Consider the following 20827-nt stretch of genomic DNA (forward strand, 5'->3'; position numbering starts at 1 on the left):
TTGTCGAGGCGTAACATAGGCAAGATTATCCGCTACAGCAATGCCATAATTGCATGGCTCATATTCTTTGCAAGTTATTGATATAGCTCACAAAAATCCAATTAACCGAAATCCGGTTAATTGTGGCTATTTATTGAAAATGACGATCTCGTTCGCCTTGGAATACGTCAACTGATAGCGTGCATACTGGTCGAGCATATCCTTATCCAGGGAGCCATCGCTCAGCAGAGCGACCTCCTTTTCGAGGTGCTCGCGCTTGGCGACGAGATCCGCCAATTCCTTGCTACGGTCGATGCGACGCTGTTCGAAAACCTCGGTTGCCTTCAGGCCATAATCGCCGTGAACGCAATGATAACCGAAGTAACTCACAAAAGCGATCGTAATGGCGGGCAGAATGAAACGGCCGAACTTTCTCTTCTTATGATACTTTGTCCACATACTCGCTCGAAACGCTCTTACCGTTAGGCGATCTCATCAGGGTCAACGCCGCGAACATTGCGGCCGTAGACAAGATCACATCAAATCAAACACCTAGCGCTAAATTAACCGGCAGAGATTAACCGTCCGTTGACTCTAACTACGCCGGCCAACAAAAAACCGCGCCCTGGGGCGCGGTTCGATTTCAGCACATCGTGCGAGTTGCGGATCCGTGAGGATACCGCGGATCAGGCATCAGCCGCGCAGGATGGAGCGACCGGCGTATTTTGCCTGCGGGCCAAGCGCTTCCTCGATGCGGATAAGCTGGTTGTACTTGGCGAGACGGTCGGAGCGCGACAGCGAGCCGGTCTTGATCTGGCCGCAGTTGGTGGCAACGGCGAGATCGGCGATGGTGGAATCTTCCGTTTCGCCCGAACGGTGCGACATGACGGCCGTGTAGTTGGCCTTGTGTGCGGTTTCGACGGCGTCGAGGGTCTCCGTGAGCGAGCCGATCTGGTTGACCTTGACCAGGATCGAGTTGGCAACGCCCATGCGGATACCGTCGCGCAGGCGAGCAGAGTTGGTGACGAACAGATCGTCGCCGACGAGCTGTGTCTTCTTGCCGATCAGGTCGGTGAGCGTCTTCCAGCCCTCCCAATCGTCTTCAGCCATGCCGTCTTCGATGGAAATGATCGGATACTGAGCTGCGAGTTGAGCGAGGTACTCTGCCATAGCACCGGATTCCAGCGTGCGGCCTTCGCCTTCGAGCACGTACTTGCCGTCCTTGAAGAATTCGGTCGAAGCGCAGTCGAGGCCGAGAGCAACTTCTTCACCAGGCTTGTAGCCAGCCTTTTCGATCGACTTCATGATGAAATCGAGCGCGGCCGGAGCGCTGGAAAGGCCCGGCGCGAAACCGCCTTCATCGCCGACGTTCGTGTTGTGGCCCTGCGCTGCCAATTCCTTCTTGAGGACATGGAAGATTTCCGAACCGATGCGAACGGCGTCGCGGATGGATTCTGCGCCAACCGGCAGGATCATGAACTCCTGGAAGTCGATCGGGTTGTCAGCATGGGCGCCGCCGTTGATGATGTTCATCATCGGAACCGGCAGCAGGCGGGCGTGAGCGCCGCCAACATAACGATAGAGCGGCAGGTTGGCGCTCTGGGCAGCAGCCTTGGCGACAGCAAGCGAAACACCGAGGATGGCGTTGGCGCCGAGGCGCGACTTGTTCGGCGTGCCGTCGAGCTCGATCATGATGTTGTCGAGCTGGATCTGGTTTTCGGCATCCATGCCGCCGATCGCATCGAAGATTTCCGAGTTGACGGCTTCGACGGCCTTTTCAACACCCTTGCCATGGTAGCGCTTGCCGCCATCGCGAAGCTCGACGGCTTCATGTGCGCCGGTCGACGCGCCCGACGGAACAGCCGCGCGGCCCATGCTGCCATCTTCGAGGTAGACATCGACTTCGACAGTCGGATTGCCACGGCTGTCGAGAATCTCGCGGGCGATAATGTCGGTGATTGCGGTCATGATAGCTTCCTGCTCGCTGGTTTATAAATCGATTTAAATCGTCATAATCGAAGGCGCGGAAATTTCAATGCGGAACCACGCCTTGATTTGACACTCCTACAGGCCGCCTAGCGCAAATTCATGTCAGCCTGTTGAATGCCTGTGTTTTTCAAGCCTTAGCGATAGCGTCAAACGCCAGCAGCTTCTCGAGAAGCCGCGGCATATCCTTCAGATAGACCATGTTTGGGCCGTCTGACGGCGCGTTGTCCGGATCCTCATGCGTCTCGACGAAAACGCCGGCGACGCCAACAGCCACAGCCGCACGCGCCAGCGTCTCAACGAATCGGCGATCGCCCCCGCTCGAGCCACCCTGCCCGCCGGGCTGCTGCACCGAATGGGTGGCATCAAAGATGACGGGCGCACCCATCGCCGCCATGATCGGCAGCGAGCGCATGTCGGAGACGAGCGTGTTGTAGCCGAAGGAGGCGCCGCGCTCGCAAAGCAGAATGTTCTGATTGCCGCTGTCATTGAGCTTGGCAAGCACGTTCTTCATGTCCCATGGCGCCAGGAACTGGCCCTTCTTGACGTTGACGACGCGGCCGGTCTGGGCGGCGGCGACCAGAAGATCGGTCTGGCGCGACAGGAAGGCCGGGATCTGCAGGATATCGACCGTCTTGGCAACTACAGCGCATTGCTCTTCCGTGTGGATATCGGTCAGAACAGGAAAGCCATATTCCTTCTTCAGATCAGCAAAGACTTCCATCGACTTCTCAAGACCGATACCGCGCTTGCCCGACAGCGAAGTACGGTTCGCCTTGTCGTAAGAGGATTTGTATACGAGGCCGATGCCGAGCTTGTCGCAGAGCTCCTTCAAAACGCCGGCGACCATGAAGGCATGTTCGCGACTTTCCATCTGGCAAGGACCGGCAATCAGGGAGAGCTTGGCAGTGTTGGAAAACAGAACCTTGGAGGCTCCCTCGCCGACAACCACTTCGGAATTCGTGCTCATGCTATCTCCTCGAAGGCGAACACTGCGCCATGTTCAGGCGCCAGCCGCGCCAAAATACGATTGTTCTTACGCGTATATGTGACGCCGTTAGCAGCGAAATGCGACGATGTCACGGAAAGATCGCGTGTTTTGAAAAGGATTGCCCGCGCTCGCAGACCCGGATCTTCGTTGCCGACCCGCAAATCGTAAAAGGCTTCCATGCCCTCCGGGGTCAGAAGCTCGATATCGGCATTGGCAGATCTTATCGTCAGTCCGAAGGAATGCTCCGATACCTTTGGTCCGGCGACGACCTCTTCGAAAAAGCTGCGGAAGGCGGCCGGCCGCGTTGCCGAGATCGCTACCCGCGCAATGCCGCTGACACCGTTTGCATGGCGCTCAAGCACACCGCGATCGGCGGGCAGCGGATTGATGCGCTGGCAGCTGAATGCGAACAAATCGGGCGAACGCAGATCGGCCGCAAAGGCCAGACGAAACCCGGCCACGGTTTCCGTTCCGTCAGGCATTTTCATCGGCCGTGAGAAATCCAGCATCGGGCCGGCCGAGATCGCGGCGGCTTTGAAGCGCTCATCATCCGCTACGGCATCATTCGTTCCGAAAACCACGGCAGAGAATCCGTCTTCTCCGACGCGAAAGCGATAGGCCTGGTCGCGCGCCACGAAGACATTGCCTTCTATAAGGCTCGCCTCGCACTGTTCTTGCGAGGCTACACCCAAAGGTTCAAGATAGGTCTTGTCGGAGAAGAAGACGCAGGCATTTTCGGTGCCGAAAGGATGGCGCGCATCGGGAGCAACCGTAAAGCCGAGCTTGCCGAGCCGCTCGCGCGCCAGGGCGATGTTGATCGTCGGCAGCACGAGATGATCCAATGGATGCGGCAACGAAGTCATGGCTCCTCCTCTTTCCCAGCGGCGGTAGATTTGCGCCCATCCATCGCGTATTTCAAGATGAAAGCGAAGCGCGCGACGACAGCTCCTGGCACGCAATATGATCGCGCAAACGTGATTGCTGATTCTCCCCTGTAGCCGGCTCAACTGGCTCGATTTCGAGATCGCTGAACCAGAACGCAGACGGAAAAATTCGGTGTCATCCTAGGTCTGGAAAGGAGGAATTCCCAATATTTTTCATAATGTTATATCTATTTCAGCACGCTGACTTTTACAGCCCGTCCATTCGCGGATGATAATTATTTAATTGTCCGAGCAAGCTTTTAACGAAATTTAAGTGCTTGCGGAACACATATGGAACATATAGTGTCCGTTCTGGATTTGTTTCACGACCTTTTCTTGATTCTGGGGTTCCAAGACGATGTTGACGCGCAAGCAACAGGAACTGCTTCTCTTCATTCACGAGCGGATGAAGGAGTCCGGCGTTCCGCCATCCTTTGACGAGATGAAGGATGCGCTGGATCTGGCCTCCAAGTCCGGCATTCACCGCCTCATCACGGCATTGGAGGAGCGCGGCTTTATCCGTCGCCTGCCGAACCGCGCCAGGGCGCTTGAGGTCATCAAGCTACCGGATGCCTATAATCCGAGCCTGCAGCCGCGTCGCGGCTTTTCGCCAAGCGTTATCGAGGGCAGCCTCGGCAAGCCCCAGCCGGTCGCGCCCCCGCCTCCGCCGAAAGTGGCCCATGAAGATCACAGCAGCTCTGTGTCCGTACCCGTGATGGGCCGCATCGCTGCCGGCGTTCCGATCTCGGCCATTCAGAACAATACGCATGACATAACCGTCCCCGCAGATATGCTCGGCGCTGGTGATCATTATGCCTTGGAGGTGCGAGGCGACTCGATGATCGACGCCGGCATTTTCGACGGCGATACAGTCATCATTCGCAATTCGACGACAGCAAACCCGGGCGATATCGTCGTTGCGCTTGTCGACGACGAAGAAGCAACGCTGAAGCGCTTCCGCCGCAAGGGCGCATCGATCGCTCTCGAGGCTGCCAACCCTGCCTATGAGACCCGTATTTTCGGACCGGATCGCGTCAAGGTTCAGGGCAAGCTTGTCGGGCTCATTCGGCGTTATCACTGACAGGTGACACCGGCGCGATTGGCGCGCCAAATGTCCCCGTGCGCCAATCATAGGTTCGATGCCGCGTCCATGGCCGTTGCGGATCTTCGAATGCTGTAAGGACAGTGGGCTTGTCGCCGCTCAGATCCATTTCGATCGAGCCGGTCCGCCTTAATGTCGCGCCTGTATAAAGCGTTGCGCCGGAGCGACAATGATCGAGGCGCAGACGTATTGATGTGACGACGATATTCGCCGTATCGCAGGCGGGCGGAAGATAGGCGGCATTTTCGATCGTTACCAACACGGCGCCATTTTCAAGCATCGCCACGCACCACGCACCTTTCTGGCAGGCGAAACTCCCCTGCATGGTTCGATCAAGAGCATCCTCCATTGCCCCGCGGACCGCCTTCTGTTCGTCGTCGTTCAATCGACGGCGACGCTCGGCCTTGCTGATCTTAGGCAGGCTGCTGTCGGCAACAAGCATGGTGGGAGGCTGATGTTCGAATGCGACGAGTGCCTTTTGCCATTGCTCGAAAATGAAAGCCTGCGGCCTTTCCCGGTTGGTCGCCAATATATTGTCCTGCCTTAGTGCGACCAGGACACCATCCTCGGAAATCATGAGATCGGGCTTGGATACGCCCGAACCCAAAGCCGCTGCCCCAATCGTTGCAAGCGCGAGCAACAGTCCGAGATGGCGCAGCTTGGTGCGCAAAACGCTCATCATCAGAAAGCCGGCAATGAAGGTCGGCATCAGCCACGGCGGCTGACGTCCAAACGTAATATCGCCGCCCCAGCCGGCGACCGTCTTGGCGACCAGAATGACGAGCTCTAGTCCCTCTCCGGTGACTTTCCAGAATGGCCCGTCGAGACCAAAAGGCATCATCAACATCGCAGCCATGCCGAATGGCATCACGATGAAAGAAACGATCGGCATGGCGGCGAGATTGGCGGGAAGGCCATATGTCGCCAAACGGTGAAAATGCTCTATCGAGAAGATTGCCGTCGATGCGCCGCCGATGAATGAAGTCGATAATATCCCACTGAAGAAGCGTGCAACGAATAGCAATGGACCGAGGAACCTAAAGCGCGAAAGCATATTTTCGCGATGCGGCCGCCGTTTCCAAAGCGTATAGCCCGATACCAGCGCGAGCGTTGCTGCATAGGACATCTGAAAGCTAGGCCCAAGCACCTGCGACGGCGAAAGGATGAGGATGACGATTGCCGAGAGCGCCACGTTTCGCAGACTGAGCGACGGTCGATCGAACAGAACCGCGACCAGCATGATCGCCATCATGATGAAGGCCCGCTCCGCCGATACGCCGAAGCCGGAAATGAGGTAATAGGCGGTCACTGTCAGAAGCGCGCCGAAGGCAGCGATCTTCTTGGTTGGGTAAGCCTGGGCAAGACCCGAAAAAAGGCTGAATAAATAGCGCAGCCCGACATAGAAGATACCCGCCGACAAAGCCATGTTCAGGCCGGAAATGGCGATGATATGGGTGAGCCCGGCTACTCGGAGTGCTTCGGTAGTGTCGTCCGAAATCGCTCGTCTCTCATCGGTGACAAGTGCCGCCGCAAAGGCTCCGGTATCGCCGGGCAAAGTCCTTCGGATCCTGTCCCCAATGCTGTTGCGAAGACCGGCGAGCCAGATGTCCGCCTTGGCCAGCCACGACGCCTCCGAATTGTCACCACTCAGAGATAAAAGTATCGGCGGGCCATAGGCAAAGCCATTCGCGCCAATACCGTTGAAATAGGCACTGAAGGCGAAATCGTTGAGACGCAGCAATGCGGGGCCGGCGGGCGGCGTCAGTCTCGCCCTCACCTGAATGCGGTCGCCCAGATTGAAGGGTTCGGCCTGTTTGCGCACGAAGATGGTCACTCGCTCCGGCGGCCTGTGAATGGAAGGCTTCTCGGTTGTTTCTACTTTAACGACGTACCGCCAACGTCCATTGTCATAGGTCTCGCGCCTCTCGATCCGACCGGTCACGGTCGTCGTCACGGCCGAGTCGAGCATGATGGTCGAAGCCCGCCAGCTTTCCCAGTGCGCAAGGGCCATGCCGAGGCTTGTGAGCATGCCGGCGAACAGCAGGTGCCGAAGCAGCCGGCCCGCCTCCCTTTTGAACACAAATCCGCACGTCAGCAGAAGAAGCGCTGCCAGAACAGTTTGCAACGGAGGATCGCTGTCAAAGGTGAACCAAAAGATCGCGCCGACGCCCATATAGATCGGCGCAAGCAGGATAGCGCGACCGTGGACCGCCTCCTCTTCAATCAGTCGGCCGATCGCGACTCGCATGCGACCAAGGGCGAGATAAAATCGCGCGATCAGCGATACCTGATCTTGCGTACGCTCCCGTTGCCCGGTTTTGATACGCAAGGTGATTGAGGCGACGGCATGACGATCCAGCGAAGGCAGAGCAAGGTCCCGGCCATCCTCCTGCTGCTCCGGTGCCTCCAAATTAGGCATTCGCCGCCTGCCCCACGCAAAACCACAGCTTCCGCGCGATTTTTGCCGTCACCACCAGATGATTTCAACCAAAATCCGCATGATTGCGACGAAAAAGAGCCTCGCGCGTCACACGCTATGACCAACGCATTTAGTGCAGTGCCCAAAAGTTGATACTGCGATGCACAAATCGGCACTCGGATAACTTGGCATTAGGCTCTGGATCATATAGCTAGTCGGTAGTCGCTTAACCTTTTGGCGCTTTTTATGGCGTCAATCCCGCCAAATCTTGGAGGATCAGCATGACGGAACAAAGCGCGAAACTAACTTGGGGCGAAAAGACGGTGGACTTGCCGGTCAAGACCGGAACCATCGGCCCAAGTGTCATTGATATTGGTGCCCTTTATAAGAACACCTCCACGTTCACCTACGATCCTGGCTTCACCTCGACCGCGTCGTGCGAGTCCAGCATCACCTATATTGATGGCGACGAAGGCGTCCTGCTGCACCGCGGCTATCCGATCGACCAGCTGGCCGAACACGGCGATTTCCTGGAAGTCTGCTACCTGCTCCTCTACGGCGAACTGCCGACGGCAGCCCAGAAGAAGGACTTCGACTATCGTGTCGTGCACCATACGATGGTGCATGAGCAGATGTCGCGCTTCTTCACCGGTTTCCGCCGCGACGCGCATCCGATGGCCGTCATGTGCGGCTGCGTCGGCGCTCTGTCGGCCTTCTATCACGACTCGACCGACATCACCGATCCGCATCAGCGTATGGTCGCAAGTCTGCGCATGATCGCCAAGATGCCAACGCTCGCCGCCATGGCTTATAAGTACCATATCGGCCAGCCCTTCGTTTATCCGAAGAACGATCTCGACTACGCATCGAACTTCCTGCGCATGTGCTTTGCCGTTCCTTGCGAAGAATATGTGGTCAATCCGGTGCTTGCCCGCGCCATGGACCGCATCTTCATCCTGCATGCCGACCACGAGCAGAATGCATCGACCTCGACGGTTCGCCTCGCCGGCTCTTCGGGCGCCAATCCGTTCGCCTGTATCGCAGCAGGCATTGCCTGCCTCTGGGGCCCGGCTCACGGCGGCGCCAACGAAGCCGCGCTGAACATGCTGAGCGAAATCGGCTCGGTTGACCGCATTCCGGAATACATCGCGCGCGCCAAGGATAAGAACGATCCGTTCCGTCTGATGGGCTTCGGTCACCGCGTCTACAAGAACTACGATCCGCGCGCCAAGATCATGCAGAAGACGGCGCACGAAGTTCTCGGCGAACTCGGCATCAAGGACGATCCGTTGCTCGATATCGCGATCGAGCTCGAGCGCATCGCCCTGACGGACGAATATTTCATCGAGAAGAAGCTCTATCCGAACGTCGACTTCTACTCCGGCATCACGCTGAAGGCTCTCGGCTTCCCCACGACCATGTTCACCGTTCTGTTCGCTCTCGCCCGCACCGTCGGCTGGATCGCTCAGTGGAACGAAATGATCGAAGATCCGCATCAGCGCATCGGCCGTCCGCGCCAGCTCTACACCGGCGCTCCGCTGCGCGAGTACGTACCGGTTTCCAAGCGCTAAGCTTCGGAAATGACACCAAAAAAGCCGGTCAGAAATGACCGGCTTTTTTGTTGGACAGAACTTCGAGAACGATCGCCGCCGCCTTGTCACCGGGTGGTTCTTCCGTCTGCATTCGCTGCCAGACAAGGTCATAGCCGGCAAGCATAGCCGCACGCTCCGGAGTATCTTTCGACAGGCGCTCCATGTAGCGCGCAAGCATGCCCGGCCGCAGAACGTCATTGATGAGTTCGGGCAACACGGCATAGTCGGCAATAATATTCGGAAGAGCTGCTGTCCATATCTTGATGCGCGACATCACGAATTTGGCGAGCCACTCCGTCTTGTAAGTCGAAACGACCGGAACGCCGGCGAGACCCAGCTCCAGAATTACTGTGCCTGACGCGGCCATGGCGGCATCTGCCTGCGCGAAAGCCTCCCATTTTGCTTTCTGGCCGACGACGATGTCCGGCTTGATACGCCAGTTTTCAAGCAGTGAGCGCACCAGAGCTTCCTGCTTCGGCACGGTCGGCAACAAAAAGCGGACATTATCGTTTCGCCGACTAAGTTCTTCGGTAGCCTGCTCAAAAACCGGCACAAGCTGACGGATTTCCGAGCCACGCGAACCGGGCAATAGAAGCACGGTCTTCGTATTGTCGCCGGCACCAGGATCGCGCAGCGCGCGCAGTCGGCGCGTCTCGAGCAGATCCGCGTCGACAGTCAGACGATGGCCGACATAGGTCGTCGCTGGGCCACCCAGCCGCTGCATCGCCTCGGGCTCGAACGGCAGCACGGCGAGTACGTGATCGACATAGGCGAGCATCTTTTGCGCGCGGTATTCCTTCCACGCCCAGACGCTGGGGCAGACGTAATTGATAACAGGCAGATCGGGCAGTGCCTTGCGCACGCGCTTGGCGACGCGATGGGTAAAATCGGGGCTGTCGATGATCAGAAGCGCATCGGGTCTGGCGGTAATAATGGCGTCGGCCGTCTGGCGGATGCGCGCCAGCAGCTTCGGCAGCCGCTTGATCACCTGGATAAAGCCCATGATCGAAAGCTCGGAATAATCAAACAGCGACCGAAGGCCTTGGGCCTCCAGCGCCTCGCCGCCGACACCGATTAGCTCTACCGGCCCATCATATCGGCGCTTCAACGCCGCGACGAGATCGCCGCCGAGCAGGTCGCCGGAAACCTCGCCAGCCACGACCGCAAGTTTCAAAGGCGCAGCACTCAAAAGAAGCCCTCCGCGCTCAAGCCTCGATCGATACCGCAGACGAAAATGCCGGCCTCGTCGGCCGCCGCGATCACTGCTTCACGGTCGAGAACCAAAGCTCTGCCTGCCTCTACTGCAACGCCGGCCAGCCCGGCCTTCTTCGCATTGTGCACAGTTGAAACGCCGATCGACGGCAAGTCCGCGCGAACATCCTGCTGCGGCTTGCACAGTTTGACCAGCACGCCGCGGCGACGCGTCGATATGCGACCTTCGGCGCGTAGCTCGGCGACACGCTCGATCATCTTGTCGGTGCCTTCGGCGCCCTCTAGCGCAACGACGCGACCGCCAACGCTGACCGCACCCTGCCCGACATCGAGAAGGCCGAGCGCATCGGCAGCCTTGGCGCCCTGTGCGATATCGCGAAGATCCTCATCCGAGGGCGAAAGCCGACCGAGAGGCCCGGTGGAAGCCAGGAGATCTGGCGCAATTTCATGCGCCCCGACGACGCGAACGCCGCCAGCTTCGATGAGGCGAATGACCATCTGCAGGACGGCATTATCGCCGCCGGACAGGAGGGTTCGTATCGTCGAGGGTAATTCCCTGATGACGCGCCAAGTCGGATGCACTTCCCGCCAGGCAGGTCGCCGCGCCACGCCGCCGGACATGACGACGCGATCGACGCCATAGCGGCGGAACATCGCTTCAAGGCCGGCAAAATTTCCAACACCGAGATTGGCGTGATCGAAGCTGGACCAGTCGCGGTCCGCCTCATTGGTCAGTGCGATAACAACGGGATCTTCGCCAGCCTGCCGGGCAGCGTCGGCGACATAAACAGGCAAAAAACCACTGCCCGCGATAATCGCCAGCCTGCCCTTGCCGTCTTGGCCGGCCGAAACCACGTCAGCTCTTACCGCGATTGGGGGACGACAATGCCCGATCGCTATCGGCTGCGATGAAATCGAGGATCTCGACCACTTCCTTGCAGTCGGCATATTCCTCACGGATAGCCGCGGCATTGTCCCGGATAGAGCCTTCGCCTTCGAAGATGCTCTTATAGGCGCGCCGAACACGATGGATGACCGCACGATCGATGCCGGCGCGCGTCATGCCGACGATATTGAGACCTGAAAGCACGCCCGGATTTCCGTTGAGCATACCGTATGGAATGACATCGTAGCTGGCAGCAGAAAGCCCGCCGACGAATGCCTGCCGGCCGATGCGGGTAAACTGATGCACCGCGCAGCCGCCGCCCAGAATAGCGCGGTCCTCAACGACCACATGTCCCGCGAGCATGACGTTGTTCGACATGATGACATTGTTGCCGACGCGGCAATCATGCGCCACATGCGAATTCGCCAGGAACAGATTGTTGTTGCCGACGATCGTCTTGCCGCCGAAATCGGCCGTGCCCGTATTCATCGTCACGCCTTCGCGGATGGTGCAGTTTTCACCGACATCCAGCGTCGTCTCTTCGCCGCCATGGTGAACGCTCTGCGGATCACCGCCGACAACGGCCATCGGAAATATTTTCGTTCCCTTGCCGATCGTCGTGCGGCCGCTCACAACGGCATTCGTCAGCAGGTGAACATTGTCATGCAGCACGACCTTGGGGCCGACGTGGCAGAAAGGCCCGACGATGACATTCTCGCCGATGACCGCACCATCCTCAACGACCGCGAGCTTATGGATGCGCGCGCTTTTTGCGATGCTGCTGCTCATGCCTCTTTCTGATCCTTCCGCACGATCATGGCCCCGATATCCGCTTCGGCTACCAGGTTACCATCGACCTTGGCATCGCAGTGGAATTTCCAGATCGTTCCGCGTTGCTTCAGCTTGACCACATGAAACTCGACACGATCACCGGGAACAACCGGCTTGCGGAAACGGGCATTATCGATCGTCATGAAGTAGACGAGGTTTCCGCCGATTCCGTCCTTCTTTGCGCAGATCGCACCGGCCGTCTGAGCCATGCCTTCAATCAGCAGCACGCCCGGCATGATCGGCGTCTCCGGGAAGTGTCCGGTAAACTGCGGCTCGTTTGCCGTTACGTTCTTGATGCCGATTGCGGAATTGTCGCTATCGATCTCGATGATCTTGTCGACCATCAGGAAAGGATAGCGATGCGGCAACAACTTCATTATTTCCAGAACATCGGCCGACGATAGCGACGTCTTGGCTTCCTCAGTCATGCTCCGAACTCCCGTCCTTCTTGTCCCTGGCTCCTGACCGCTTCGCGATCTCCGCCGATTCTCTTAGAAAATCCCAAAGCGGCCGCGCTGGAAGACCAGCATAGCGCTCGCCGGCCGGAATACTATTCATAACGCCGCTCTTGGCGCCGATCTGCACGCCGTCGCCGATGTGGATGTGGCCATTCAGACCCGCCTGTCCACCGATCTGCACGCCATCGCCGATCACCGTGCTGCCGGCGATACCGACTTGGCTCACGATAGCACAATGGCGGCCTATGCGGACGTTATGTCCGATCTGCACCTGGTTGTCGATCTTGGTGCCCTCGCCGATCACGGTGTCATCCATCGTGCCGCGGTCGATCGTCGTATTGGCGCCGATCTCGACATTGTCCTGAATGATGACACGGCCGATCTGCACGATCTTGATCATGCCGCGCGGCCCCGGCGCATAGCCGAAGCCGTCCTGGCCGATGCGCGTGCCGTTGTGGATGATGACGCCGTTGCCGAGATAGGCGCAGAGCACGCTCGCGCCGCCGCCGATGCTGCAATTGCGACCAATCTTCACGCCAGGTCCGATAAGCGCATTGGCGCCGATATAGGTCCCCTCGCCGATTTCAGCTCCAGCACCGATGACCGCGCCAGGCTCAACGCCTACATTCGCCTCGAGCTTTACCGTAGGATCAATGACCGCAGCCGGTGAAATCGTTCCAGAGCTCGATGTAAACGTGATCGGTCGCATAGCCTGCGGATGCAACAAAGCACCGACAAGCGCGAAATCCGTGTGCGGCTTCCGGGACAAAATAACCGGGATATGGTCCGGAACGAAAGACCTCAGTGCAGGCAGGCAAATAATCGCCGAAGCCTTGCACGTCTCAAGTTCGACACGATTCTTCCGGGAAAGAATATAGCATATATCGCCTTCACCTGCCCGGTAGACAGGAGCGATGGACCTGATGACGACCTCCGCAGAGGCCGTATCATCAAGTTCCGCCCCAAGATGCTCAGCCAACTGTTTCAAGTTGACACCACCATGGGGCGGGAAAAAACCAGTATGTTCCATAAGCACCAGCTCCAGAACGGTGTTCAAGCCCGCAGTTCTGGACTGCCGATATCAGAACTGGTTGGCGATGCCAAACCGGAAATTCTGAACCTTGTCGTAGCTTTCCTTGGCGACAGGCACCGCGTAGTCGACACGGATGACACCAAACGGCGAAGACCAGATAAGACCAGCACCGAGCGATGCACGAAGCGAACTGTCGTTGTTCAGCGTATCGCCAAAGAGGTTCGTCTTATTGCCGTAGAGCGTACCAGCATCGGCGAAAGCCGCGATGCGCAGACCGATATCCTGCGGGACGCCCGGCATCGGCATGCTCGCTTCAGCCGAAGCGGTGAAGTAGGTCGTACCACCGAGCGGATCGCCGTGCGACGAGCGCGGACCGATACCAGCATTCTCGAAACCGCGGATTTCGCGACCACCGAGGGTGAACTGGTCGAAGACGTTCAGCTTGCCATCGGTCGGCATGACGTAACCGGCACCAACCGTGAACGAACCGATGATATCGGCTTCGTCGCTGATCATCTGATAGTAACGAGCCTTGCCGCTCAGCTTGTAGAAGTTCGAATCGCCGCCGAGGCCTGCAAATTCATGCGTGAACTTGGCGATAATACCTTCACGCGGCAGATTCTGATCGTCCAACGTGTTGTAGGTAAAGGTCTGCGACACAGTCGACTGGGTCCACGGACCGTCGTTGACAAGGTTCAGATACGGAGCCGAAAGATTGTTCTGCCAATCGTTCGTGCCATCGTATGTCAGGCGCTTGTAGTTGTAACGCAGGGTCGTCGCCAAGTTCTCGGTGATCGGCGCGGTGACGCGCAGCGAGAAGCCCTCTTCCGAGTAGTCGTAGAAATCGTCGCTCGAAGTCTGGTTCTTGAAGACGTCAAAACCTGCAGCCAGACGATAACCGAGGAAGTAAGGCTCGGTGAACGAGATGTTGTAGGTACGATTGCCTTCTGTACCGGCGCCTGCGGCGAGACGGATGTACTGACCGCGACCAAGGAAGTTCTTTTCTTCGACCGAAGCCTCTAGCAGCAGACCGCCGTTATTACCAACAGCGTAACCGGCGCCGATACCGAACGAGCCGGTCGGCTGGTCTTCGACATTGACGATCACGACAACGCGATCCGGAGCACTGCCCTGTGCGGTCGAAATATCGACCTTCGTGAAGTAGCCGAGAGCATCCAGGCGACGCTTGGCGCGCGAGATCATTTCCTGATTGAACGCATCGCCTTCGTTGAGGTCGAACTCGCGACGGATGACGTAATCGCGCGTACGGGTGTTGCCGCGGATTTCGATGCGTTCGACATAGGCGCGCTCGCCCTGGTCGACGAGATATTCGATACCGATCGTGTGACCCGTCAGATCGCGATTACCGCGCGGCGTAATGCGGGCAAACGGATAGCCGGCGGAGGCCACGCGCTTGGAAATGTTCTCGATCGAGGTCTGAATGTCCTTGGCGCTATAGACGGACCCCTTCTGGGTTACGACAAGACCCTTCAGTTCGTCGGCATTGATACCCTCAACCGTCGAAACGACGTTGATATCGCCGTAGGTATAGCGCGGACCTTCGTCGACGTTGAAGTTCAGCGTGTATTCGTTGTTCTGCTCGTTCAGCGTCGCATCGGCGCTGACGACGCGGAAGTCGGCATAACCATGATTGTAGTAGAACTGACGCAGCGTATCCTGGTCGGCCTGCTGACGCTCAGGGCTGTAGACGTCCTTACGGGTCAGGAAGGAGAGGAAGTTGCTCTTCTTCGTGCTGATGACCGATGCAAGACGGCCGCTGCTGTAAGCCTGGTTGCCAGAGAAGTTGATCTTGTCGATCTTGGTGCGATCACCTTCATTGATGACGAAGGCCACGTTGAGGCGGCCCTGCGCGACCTGCGCGGTCTGCGTCGTCACCTGGACATCGTTACGACCGATGGAGGCGTAAGCGTCCTTGATGGTCTTGATGTCGGCCTGAACGGTTGCTTCGTTATAGGGACCGGCAGCATGTGTCTGGACGATGCCTTGCAGCTTGTCGTCCTTGATCTTGCGGTTGCCGTTGAAGACCACAGCGTTGATGAGCTGGTTTTCCTTGACCGAAACGATCAGGGTGCTGCCCGAAACGCTGACGTGAACATCAGAGAAATATCCGGTGGCATACAGCTGCTTCACCGATGCATCAATGTCGCCCGGAGAGAAGCTCTTGCCAGGCTTGATCGTGATATTATCACGGACAGCCGTCGCTCCGATGCGTTCCGCACCACGAACATCGACCCGCTGAATCACAGCGGCTTCCGCGACTGAGGCAGAGGCAAGGGTGACAACACCAGCGCCCGACGCAACAACACCAGCAGACAGCGCTACCGCCGACACTGCGTTCAATAATCTTGAACCAGCCTTCATTTTCACTTCTTACCTTTTTTTCAGTCGTCCCCAGCCCCGAGCGAACCCGATTCCGGCCACGTGTGTCGTTTTACCCGCTTTTGACATACAAGCAAGGGAGCAAGTTAATTTCCGTTTACTTCATTTCAAAGCGTGACCCATTCGCCACTACAGCTTTGAAACATCGTAAATAAATCGTAATTTTCCCTCTCGCTTTGCCCCTCTAGCCTAGCCGGGAACTAATATCGTTCCATGTCGCAAACACCATGAGTGAGAGCACCATCGCAAATCCAATCCGGAAGGCGATATCCTGAGCCCGTGCACCCAAAGGTTTTCCCCTTACGGCTTCAATCGCATAGAACATCAAGTGCCCGCCATCAAGTACCGGCACGGGCATCAAATTTAATAACCCTATTGAAACAGAAAGTATGGCGGCAAATTGCAACACCGCGGAGAAGCCCAGGGTTGCCATTTGACCGGACATTTGCGCAACCCTGATGGGGCCACCCAGCTGATCGGCCTTCATATAGCCGCCGATGACGTTGCCGAGATATTCAAAAGTACCCGAGACGATGTTGACGGTCTGCCTGACGCCCTCGCCGATCGCCTGGAGCGGCCCATAGGACTGATAACGCAGCTTGGGCGGCTTCTGGCCGTCCGTGATGCCGATGCTGGCGATCTTCGCCGGCGCACCGAACGCATCGAGCTCTTCGGACACCTTCGGCGTCACCGAGACGTCGCGTGTCTGGCCATTGCGTTCGACGGACAGCGAAACGGGCTTGTCGGCATGAGCCGCCGCGTAGCGCTGCACTTCGCCGACGGATCCGACCGCGCGTCCATCCACGGAAAGAATGCGATCGCCGAGTTCCAGTCCGACGGATGCGGCGGGGCTATCGGATACTATCGACCCGATCAGCGGATCGATCGGCCCGATGCCGATGCTGCCAACATCCCTCTTGTTGCCGGAGGCATCGGTGTCCGTCACGGTCTTGGGAACAACCGGGAAATCGCGCATCTGGCCATTGCGCTGCATCGTCAGCACAACGTTCTTGCCAGGACGATCGCTGACGTAGCGGCCAATGTCGTAATAGGTGGCAACATTGTTGCCATCGATGGCAATCAGCCGATCCCCAGCCAGTATGCCTGCCTTTGCTGCCGGCCCGGCGGGCTCGACTACCGTCACCACAGGATCGATGAGCGCGATGCCGATGCGGCCCATCTCCATCTTGTTGCCGAATTGATCTGCGTCTTCGACCAGTTTCGGCACGATCTGGAAATCGCGCTTCTGGCCATCGCGCTCGACCGTCAGAGCGATCGTGCGCCCCGGGCGCAGACTGACGTAGCGCTGCACCTCGTCGAAAGTGGTCACGTTGACGCCGTCGATAGCCACAAGCCGATCGCCGGGCTTTATGCCGGCTTCCGCGGCCGCGCCGTCGCGCGTCACCATGGCAACGACGGGATCGGCTGCCGTGCGGCCATAAACACTGAAGAGGACGGCGAAGATCGCAATGGCGAGAATGAAATTCGCAATCGGCCCCGCGGCAACGGTCGCCGCTCTTTTCCAGAGCTTGGCACCGGCAAAGGATTGCGCGCGCTCCTCTTCGGTCATGGCCGAGAGCTGATCGACGTCGACCTTGCTGGAGGCATCTTCGTCGCCGAAGAAGCGCACATAGCCGCCGAGCGGAATGAGCGAAAGCTTCCAGCGTGTACCGTGCTTGTCAGTGAAGCCGGCAATCTCCGGGCCGAAGCCGATCGAGAAGGCCATGATGCGAATGCCGGACCAGCGGCCAACGAGATAGTGGCCCATTTCGTGCACGAAAACGAGCAGCGACAGGACAAAAACAAACGTGATGACGTTGTTTGTCAAAAAACCGATGAAGCCTGCCGCGCTACCCATGCAACGATCCTGTTCGTGTGAGAGCCGTTCGGTTTCACTGAAACCTGAACTGCTCCATCTTTTTGTTTTCGCAATTCCGTACGGAAAACCGCTGCGCACTTTCCCTGGAATTGCTTTGGTATCAGACCCCGAGCAGAACGCCGCCCAATGACAAGGTCTCGCCGCTCATTGTCAGCGATATAACGATAGCCAACAAAAACGCTGCAAAACAAGCAAAAATTAGTCCATCGACCCGATCCATGACGCCGCCATGCCCGGGAATAAGGTGACTCGAATCTTTTACATTGAAGCGACGCTTCATGAAGGACTCGAACAGGTCGCCGACCTGACTGCAAACGGACAGCACCAGCGCAAGCATGGGAATCCGCAGGTCATCGGCAGAAAAATAGCTCCAGACGATCGCGGTTCCGGCGATGACGGCCGCAACGGCGCCGCCGATCGCGCCCGACCAGGTCTTGCCCGGCGATATGCGTGGCGCAAGCTTCGGGCCGCCGATCGCGCGACCGACGAAATAGGCGAAGATATCGGTTGCCCAAACGGTCGCGAAGATGAACAGCATCAATATGAAACCGCGAAGATCCTCGTCACGTATCTCGGCAAGGGCGATCGCGGTCAGGCCGGAATAGAGTATGCCACTGGGCAGCCACCAGCTCTTTTGCCGAAGGGCGACCATGATCGCCGAGACGACGACAAAGGCGACCAGAACCTCCATGGAGTAGACCGATTCGCCCGTCACCGTCGCACCGGCGATCAGGACCAAACCGACCCAGCCAAGCGCATTTCCCTTCGGATCGCTTCCGTGCAGATCCGATATGGTCGACCATTCATAGTAGACAAGCAGGCTGATTGCCGCAGCCAGAAGCCGGAAACTGAGGCCGCCATGCCATGTGGCGGCAAGAACGATCGCGGCAAGGATGATGCCGGAGATGATGCGCAGCCTCAGTTCGCGGCTCATCAGGACCCCACGGCCGCCGCCGGCTTGGCGGAAAGACCGCCAAAGCGCCGGTCGCGCGCGGCATATTTCTCCAGCGCTGCAAAGAAGAGGTCACGGCTGAAATCAGGCCAGAATTCCGGCATGAACATGAATTCCGAATAGGCGGCCTGCCAAAGCAGGAAGTTCGACAGGCGCTCCTCGCCGCTCGTGCGGATAATCAGGTCCGGATCGGGAATTCCGGCCGTATCCAGGCGTGCGTCGACCAGTTCCGGACTGATGTCCTGCGGGCGAAGCCGTCCCGCCTCCACATCCCTCGCCAGGCTCGCAAAGGCACGCACAATTTCGTCGCGCGAGCCGTAATTGAAAGCGATGACCAGCGTCAGAGCCGTATTGTTCCTGGTGGTCTCCTCGGCTTCGAGCAGCAGTGGCAGGATATCGCCGCGCAGATTGCTGCGATCGCCGATGACGCGGATCCGCACATTCTGGCGATGAAGCTCGGCGAGGTCCCGCCGGATGAATGCCTTCAGCAGGCCGAGGAGATCGCTCACCTCGGTCTCCGGGCGACGCCAATTCTCAGAAGAAAAGGCAAAAAGCGTCAGATATTTGATGCCGATATCACCGGCTGCCCGCACCGTTTCCCGAACCGCCTCCACGCCCTTGCGGTGGCCCATGGTGCGCGGCAGGCCGCGCGCGTTGGCCCAACGCCCGTTGCCGTCCATGATGATGGCAACGTGTTCGGGTACGACAGAGAACGTAGGAGCTGACATTTGGATCCGGTTTCGTTCGGCAGAAGATGCTCTGGCCTCGTAATCTAGGGCGCTCTCGCCGCTTTCAAATGTTTTCAGACAGAAAGCGACGCGTCCCAGACTACGATCAGACGTGCATGATTTCCTTTTCTTTATCGGCTAGCAAGCGGTCGATCTCGGAAATCGTCTCATCCGTCATCTTCTGCACACGCTCGGATAGTGAGCGGCTCTCGTCCTGGCCGATTACGCCATCCTTTTCAGCCTTCTTGAGGCCATCCATGCCGTCGCGGCGCACGTGACGAATCGCGACCTTTGCCTTCTCGGCATATTCATGGGCAACTTTCACCAGCGAACGGCGGCGCTCTTCGTTGAGTTCCGGCAACGGAATACGCAGGTTCTGGCCGTCGACGATGGGGTTGAGACCGAGATTGGACTCGCGGATGGAGCGCTCGACGGCGCCGACCATCGACTTGTCCCAGACCGATACGGTCAGCATGCGGGGTTCCGGCACGGTGATGTTGGCAACCTGGTTCAGCGGCATGCGCGAGCCATAGGCTTCGATCGTGACCGGATCCAGAATATTGGCGGATGCGCGCCCGGTGCGCAACGAGGCGATGTCGCTCTTGAATGCCGCAATGGCGCCGTCCATGCGACGCTTCAGTTCCTTGAGATCGGTGGCTTCACTCATGTCTATGCTCCCCTGTAACAAGGCGGCACCGGGTTTACCCGGCGCCACAGGAATGTCAGTTGTCTGATACGATGGTCTTGCGGCCGCCGCCGGTCAAGATTTCGGCGAACTCGCCCTTCTCGTGGATGGAGAAGACGATGATCGGAATTGAGTTTTCCCGCGCAAGCGCAACGGCGGCGACGTCCATGACTGCCAGCCCCTTCTCAAGCACCTGACTATGGGTCAGATGGTCGAAACGCTCCGCAGCGGGGAATTTCTTCGGATCGGCCGAGTAGATGCCGTCAACCTGCGTACCCTTGAAGATGGCCTGCGCGCCCATTTCGGCAGCGCGCAATGCAGCGGCCGAATCGGTGGTGAAGAATGGGTTGCCGGTGCCGCCGGCGAAGATCACTACGCGGCCGAGCGAAAGGTGATAGAGCGTGGCGCGCTGCGAAAAGCTCTCGCAGATCTCAGGCATGGAAATGGCCGAAAGCACCACCGTCTCGATGTCGAGCTTGCGCAGCGAGGTTGCCAGCGCCAGCGCATTGATGACGGTGCCGAGCATTCCCATATGGTCGCCTGTCACACGGTCGCCGCCCTTCGAGGCCACCGCAACGCCGCGGAAAATATTGCCGCCGCCAACCACGACACCGACCTCGACCCCCATGGCGCGTGCTTCGGCGATATCGGACGCAATCCGGTCCGCAACGGTGACGTCGATACCAAAACCCTGACTGCCCATCAGAGCTTCACCGGAGGCCTTGAGCAACACGCGCTTGTAGATCGGCTGGGACATGGTAGCTCCTTGAA

The 20827-nt window shown here is 58.3% G+C and carries 18 protein-coding genes; 2 read left to right on the plus strand and 16 right to left on the minus strand.

The genetic code is table 11. The features are described from left to right. Positions 1 to 126 precede the first annotated feature (126 nt). The 4 genes from GGD46_RS23425 to GGD46_RS23440 form a co-directional block, all read right to left on the minus strand. Complete coding sequence (locus GGD46_RS23425; RefSeq protein ID WP_184708471.1) at positions 127 to 438, minus strand: FtsB family cell division protein; 312 nt, start codon at positions 436 to 438, stop codon at positions 127 to 129. A gap of 234 nt (positions 439 to 672) precedes the next feature. Further along, positions 673 to 1947, minus strand: a complete 1275-nt coding sequence (eno, locus tag GGD46_RS23430; protein ID WP_184708473.1) for a phosphopyruvate hydratase — start codon at positions 1945 to 1947, stop codon at positions 673 to 675. Between the two features lie 148 nt (positions 1948 to 2095). Continuing rightward, positions 2096 to 2935 (minus strand): 3-deoxy-8-phosphooctulonate synthase, encoded by an 840-nt coding sequence (gene kdsA / locus GGD46_RS23435; protein ID WP_184708475.1) that lies wholly within the window; start codon positions 2933 to 2935, stop codon positions 2096 to 2098. Continuing rightward, positions 2932 to 3819, minus strand: coding sequence for a VOC family protein (locus tag GGD46_RS23440; RefSeq protein ID WP_184708477.1), 888 nt, complete (start codon positions 3817 to 3819; stop codon positions 2932 to 2934). Before GGD46_RS23440 ends, kdsA begins: the two co-directional genes overlap by 4 nt. A gap of 418 nt (positions 3820 to 4237) precedes the next feature. Between GGD46_RS23440 and lexA the strand changes: the two genes are divergently transcribed. Then, a complete protein-coding gene (gene lexA, locus GGD46_RS23445; RefSeq protein ID WP_184708479.1) occupies positions 4238 to 4960 on the plus strand; it encodes a transcriptional repressor LexA in 723 nt (240 codons plus the stop codon). Here lexA and GGD46_RS23450 read toward each other — a convergent pair. Next, positions 4941 to 7400: a ComEC/Rec2 family competence protein gene (locus tag GGD46_RS23450; RefSeq protein ID WP_184708481.1), complete on the minus strand. Its 2460-nt coding sequence runs from the start codon at positions 7398 to 7400 to the stop codon at positions 4941 to 4943. The two genes, lexA and GGD46_RS23450, sit on opposite strands and share 20 nt — an antisense overlap. Positions 7401 to 7681: 281 nt before the next feature. On the opposite strand from GGD46_RS23450, the gene gltA reads away from it, so the two are divergent. Continuing rightward, positions 7682 to 8971, plus strand: a complete 1290-nt coding sequence (gene gltA, locus GGD46_RS23455) for a citrate synthase (protein ID WP_092845187.1) — start codon at positions 7682 to 7684, stop codon at positions 8969 to 8971. Between the two features lie 28 nt (positions 8972 to 8999). On the opposite strand, the gene lpxB is transcribed toward gltA, so the two are convergent. The 11 genes from lpxB to pyrH all read right to left on the minus strand — a co-directional run bounded on the left by lpxB (position 9000) and on the right by pyrH (position 20813). Then, positions 9000 to 10181 carry a lipid-A-disaccharide synthase gene (gene lpxB / locus GGD46_RS23460; protein WP_184708483.1) on the minus strand — a complete coding sequence of 394 codons (1182 nt, stop codon included), beginning with the start codon at positions 10179 to 10181 and terminating at the stop codon, positions 9000 to 9002. Then, positions 10178 to 11059: an LpxI family protein gene (locus GGD46_RS23465; protein WP_184708485.1), complete on the minus strand. Its 882-nt coding sequence runs from the start codon at positions 11057 to 11059 to the stop codon at positions 10178 to 10180. The genes lpxB and GGD46_RS23465 overlap by 4 nt, the downstream gene beginning before the upstream one ends. A 1-nt stretch (position 11060) precedes the next feature. Beyond that, positions 11061 to 11879 (minus strand): acyl-ACP--UDP-N-acetylglucosamine O-acyltransferase, encoded by an 819-nt coding sequence (lpxA, locus tag GGD46_RS23470; protein WP_184708488.1) that lies wholly within the window; start codon positions 11877 to 11879, stop codon positions 11061 to 11063. Continuing rightward, positions 11876 to 12349, minus strand: coding sequence for a 3-hydroxyacyl-ACP dehydratase FabZ (gene fabZ, locus GGD46_RS23475; RefSeq protein WP_184708490.1), 474 nt, complete (start codon positions 12347 to 12349; stop codon positions 11876 to 11878). The genes lpxA and fabZ overlap by 4 nt, the downstream gene beginning before the upstream one ends. Further along, positions 12342 to 13409, minus strand: a complete 1068-nt coding sequence (gene lpxD / locus GGD46_RS23480; RefSeq protein ID WP_184708492.1) for a UDP-3-O-(3-hydroxymyristoyl)glucosamine N-acyltransferase — start codon at positions 13407 to 13409, stop codon at positions 12342 to 12344. The genes fabZ and lpxD overlap by 8 nt, the downstream gene beginning before the upstream one ends. Positions 13410 to 13460: 51 nt before the next feature. Further along, the gene (gene bamA, locus GGD46_RS23485) at positions 13461 to 15794 is read right to left on the minus strand and encodes an outer membrane protein assembly factor BamA (protein ID WP_184708494.1); all 2334 of its coding nucleotides are present in this window, start codon (positions 15792 to 15794) and stop codon (positions 13461 to 13463) included. A 202-nt stretch (positions 15795 to 15996) separates the two neighbouring features. Next, a complete protein-coding gene (gene rseP / locus GGD46_RS34535; protein ID WP_184708496.1) occupies positions 15997 to 17670 on the minus strand; it encodes an RIP metalloprotease RseP in 1674 nt (557 codons plus the stop codon). Positions 17671 to 17791: 121 nt separating this feature from the next. After that, positions 17792 to 18625: a phosphatidate cytidylyltransferase gene (locus tag GGD46_RS23495; protein ID WP_184708498.1), complete on the minus strand. Its 834-nt coding sequence runs from the start codon at positions 18623 to 18625 to the stop codon at positions 17792 to 17794. Next, on the minus strand, positions 18625 to 19371 hold the full coding sequence (locus tag GGD46_RS23500) for an isoprenyl transferase (RefSeq protein ID WP_184708501.1): 747 nt from the start codon (positions 19369 to 19371) through the stop codon (positions 18625 to 18627). The genes GGD46_RS23495 and GGD46_RS23500 overlap by 1 nt, the downstream gene beginning before the upstream one ends. A gap of 106 nt (positions 19372 to 19477) precedes the next feature. Then, on the minus strand, positions 19478 to 20038 hold the full coding sequence (gene frr / locus GGD46_RS23505; RefSeq protein ID WP_184708503.1) for a ribosome recycling factor: 561 nt from the start codon (positions 20036 to 20038) through the stop codon (positions 19478 to 19480). A gap of 55 nt (positions 20039 to 20093) precedes the next feature. After that, on the minus strand, positions 20094 to 20813 hold the full coding sequence (gene pyrH / locus GGD46_RS23510) for a UMP kinase (protein WP_184708505.1): 720 nt from the start codon (positions 20811 to 20813) through the stop codon (positions 20094 to 20096). Positions 20814 to 20827: the final 14 nt, after the last annotated feature.

It is taken from the genome of Martinezella lusitana (genome assembly GCF_014207095.1).
In the GTDB taxonomy this organism is placed as follows: domain Bacteria; phylum Pseudomonadota; class Alphaproteobacteria; order Rhizobiales; family Rhizobiaceae; genus Rhizobium; species Rhizobium lusitanum_B.

Coding starts and splice junctions, on each gene's coding strand:
- frr (WP_184708503.1), bottom strand. CDS start 20,038: ATGAGTGAAGCCACCGATCTCAAGGAACTGAAGCGTCGCATGGACGGC.
- GGD46_RS23450 (WP_184708481.1), bottom strand. CDS start 7,400: ATGCCTAATTTGGAGGCACCGGAGCAGCAGGAGGATGGCCGGGACCTT.
- bamA (WP_184708494.1), bottom strand. CDS start 15,794: ATGAAGGCTGGTTCAAGATTATTGAACGCAGTGTCGGCGGTAGCGCTG.
- lpxD (WP_184708492.1), bottom strand. CDS start 13,409: ATGGAACATACTGGTTTTTTCCCGCCCCATGGTGGTGTCAACTTGAAA.
- rseP (WP_184708496.1), bottom strand. CDS start 17,670: ATGGGTAGCGCGGCAGGCTTCATCGGTTTTTTGACAAACAACGTCATC.
- GGD46_RS23425 (WP_184708471.1), bottom strand. CDS start 438: ATGTGGACAAAGTATCATAAGAAGAGAAAGTTCGGCCGTTTCATTCTG.
- fabZ (WP_184708490.1), bottom strand. CDS start 12,349: ATGACTGAGGAAGCCAAGACGTCGCTATCGTCGGCCGATGTTCTGGAA.
- gltA (WP_092845187.1), top strand. CDS start 7,682: ATGACGGAACAAAGCGCGAAACTAACTTGGGGCGAAAAGACGGTGGAC.
- eno (WP_184708473.1), bottom strand. CDS start 1,947: ATGACCGCAATCACCGACATTATCGCCCGCGAGATTCTCGACAGCCGT.
- GGD46_RS23440 (WP_184708477.1), bottom strand. CDS start 3,819: ATGACTTCGTTGCCGCATCCATTGGATCATCTCGTGCTGCCGACGATC.
- lexA (WP_184708479.1), top strand. CDS start 4,238: ATGTTGACGCGCAAGCAACAGGAACTGCTTCTCTTCATTCACGAGCGG.
- GGD46_RS23495 (WP_184708498.1), bottom strand. CDS start 18,625: ATGAGCCGCGAACTGAGGCTGCGCATCATCTCCGGCATCATCCTTGCC.
- kdsA (WP_184708475.1), bottom strand. CDS start 2,935: ATGAGCACGAATTCCGAAGTGGTTGTCGGCGAGGGAGCCTCCAAGGTT.
- GGD46_RS23500 (WP_184708501.1), bottom strand. CDS start 19,371: ATGTCAGCTCCTACGTTCTCTGTCGTACCCGAACACGTTGCCATCATC.
- pyrH (WP_184708505.1), bottom strand. CDS start 20,813: ATGTCCCAGCCGATCTACAAGCGCGTGTTGCTCAAGGCCTCCGGTGAA.
- lpxA (WP_184708488.1), bottom strand. CDS start 11,879: ATGAGCAGCAGCATCGCAAAAAGCGCGCGCATCCATAAGCTCGCGGTC.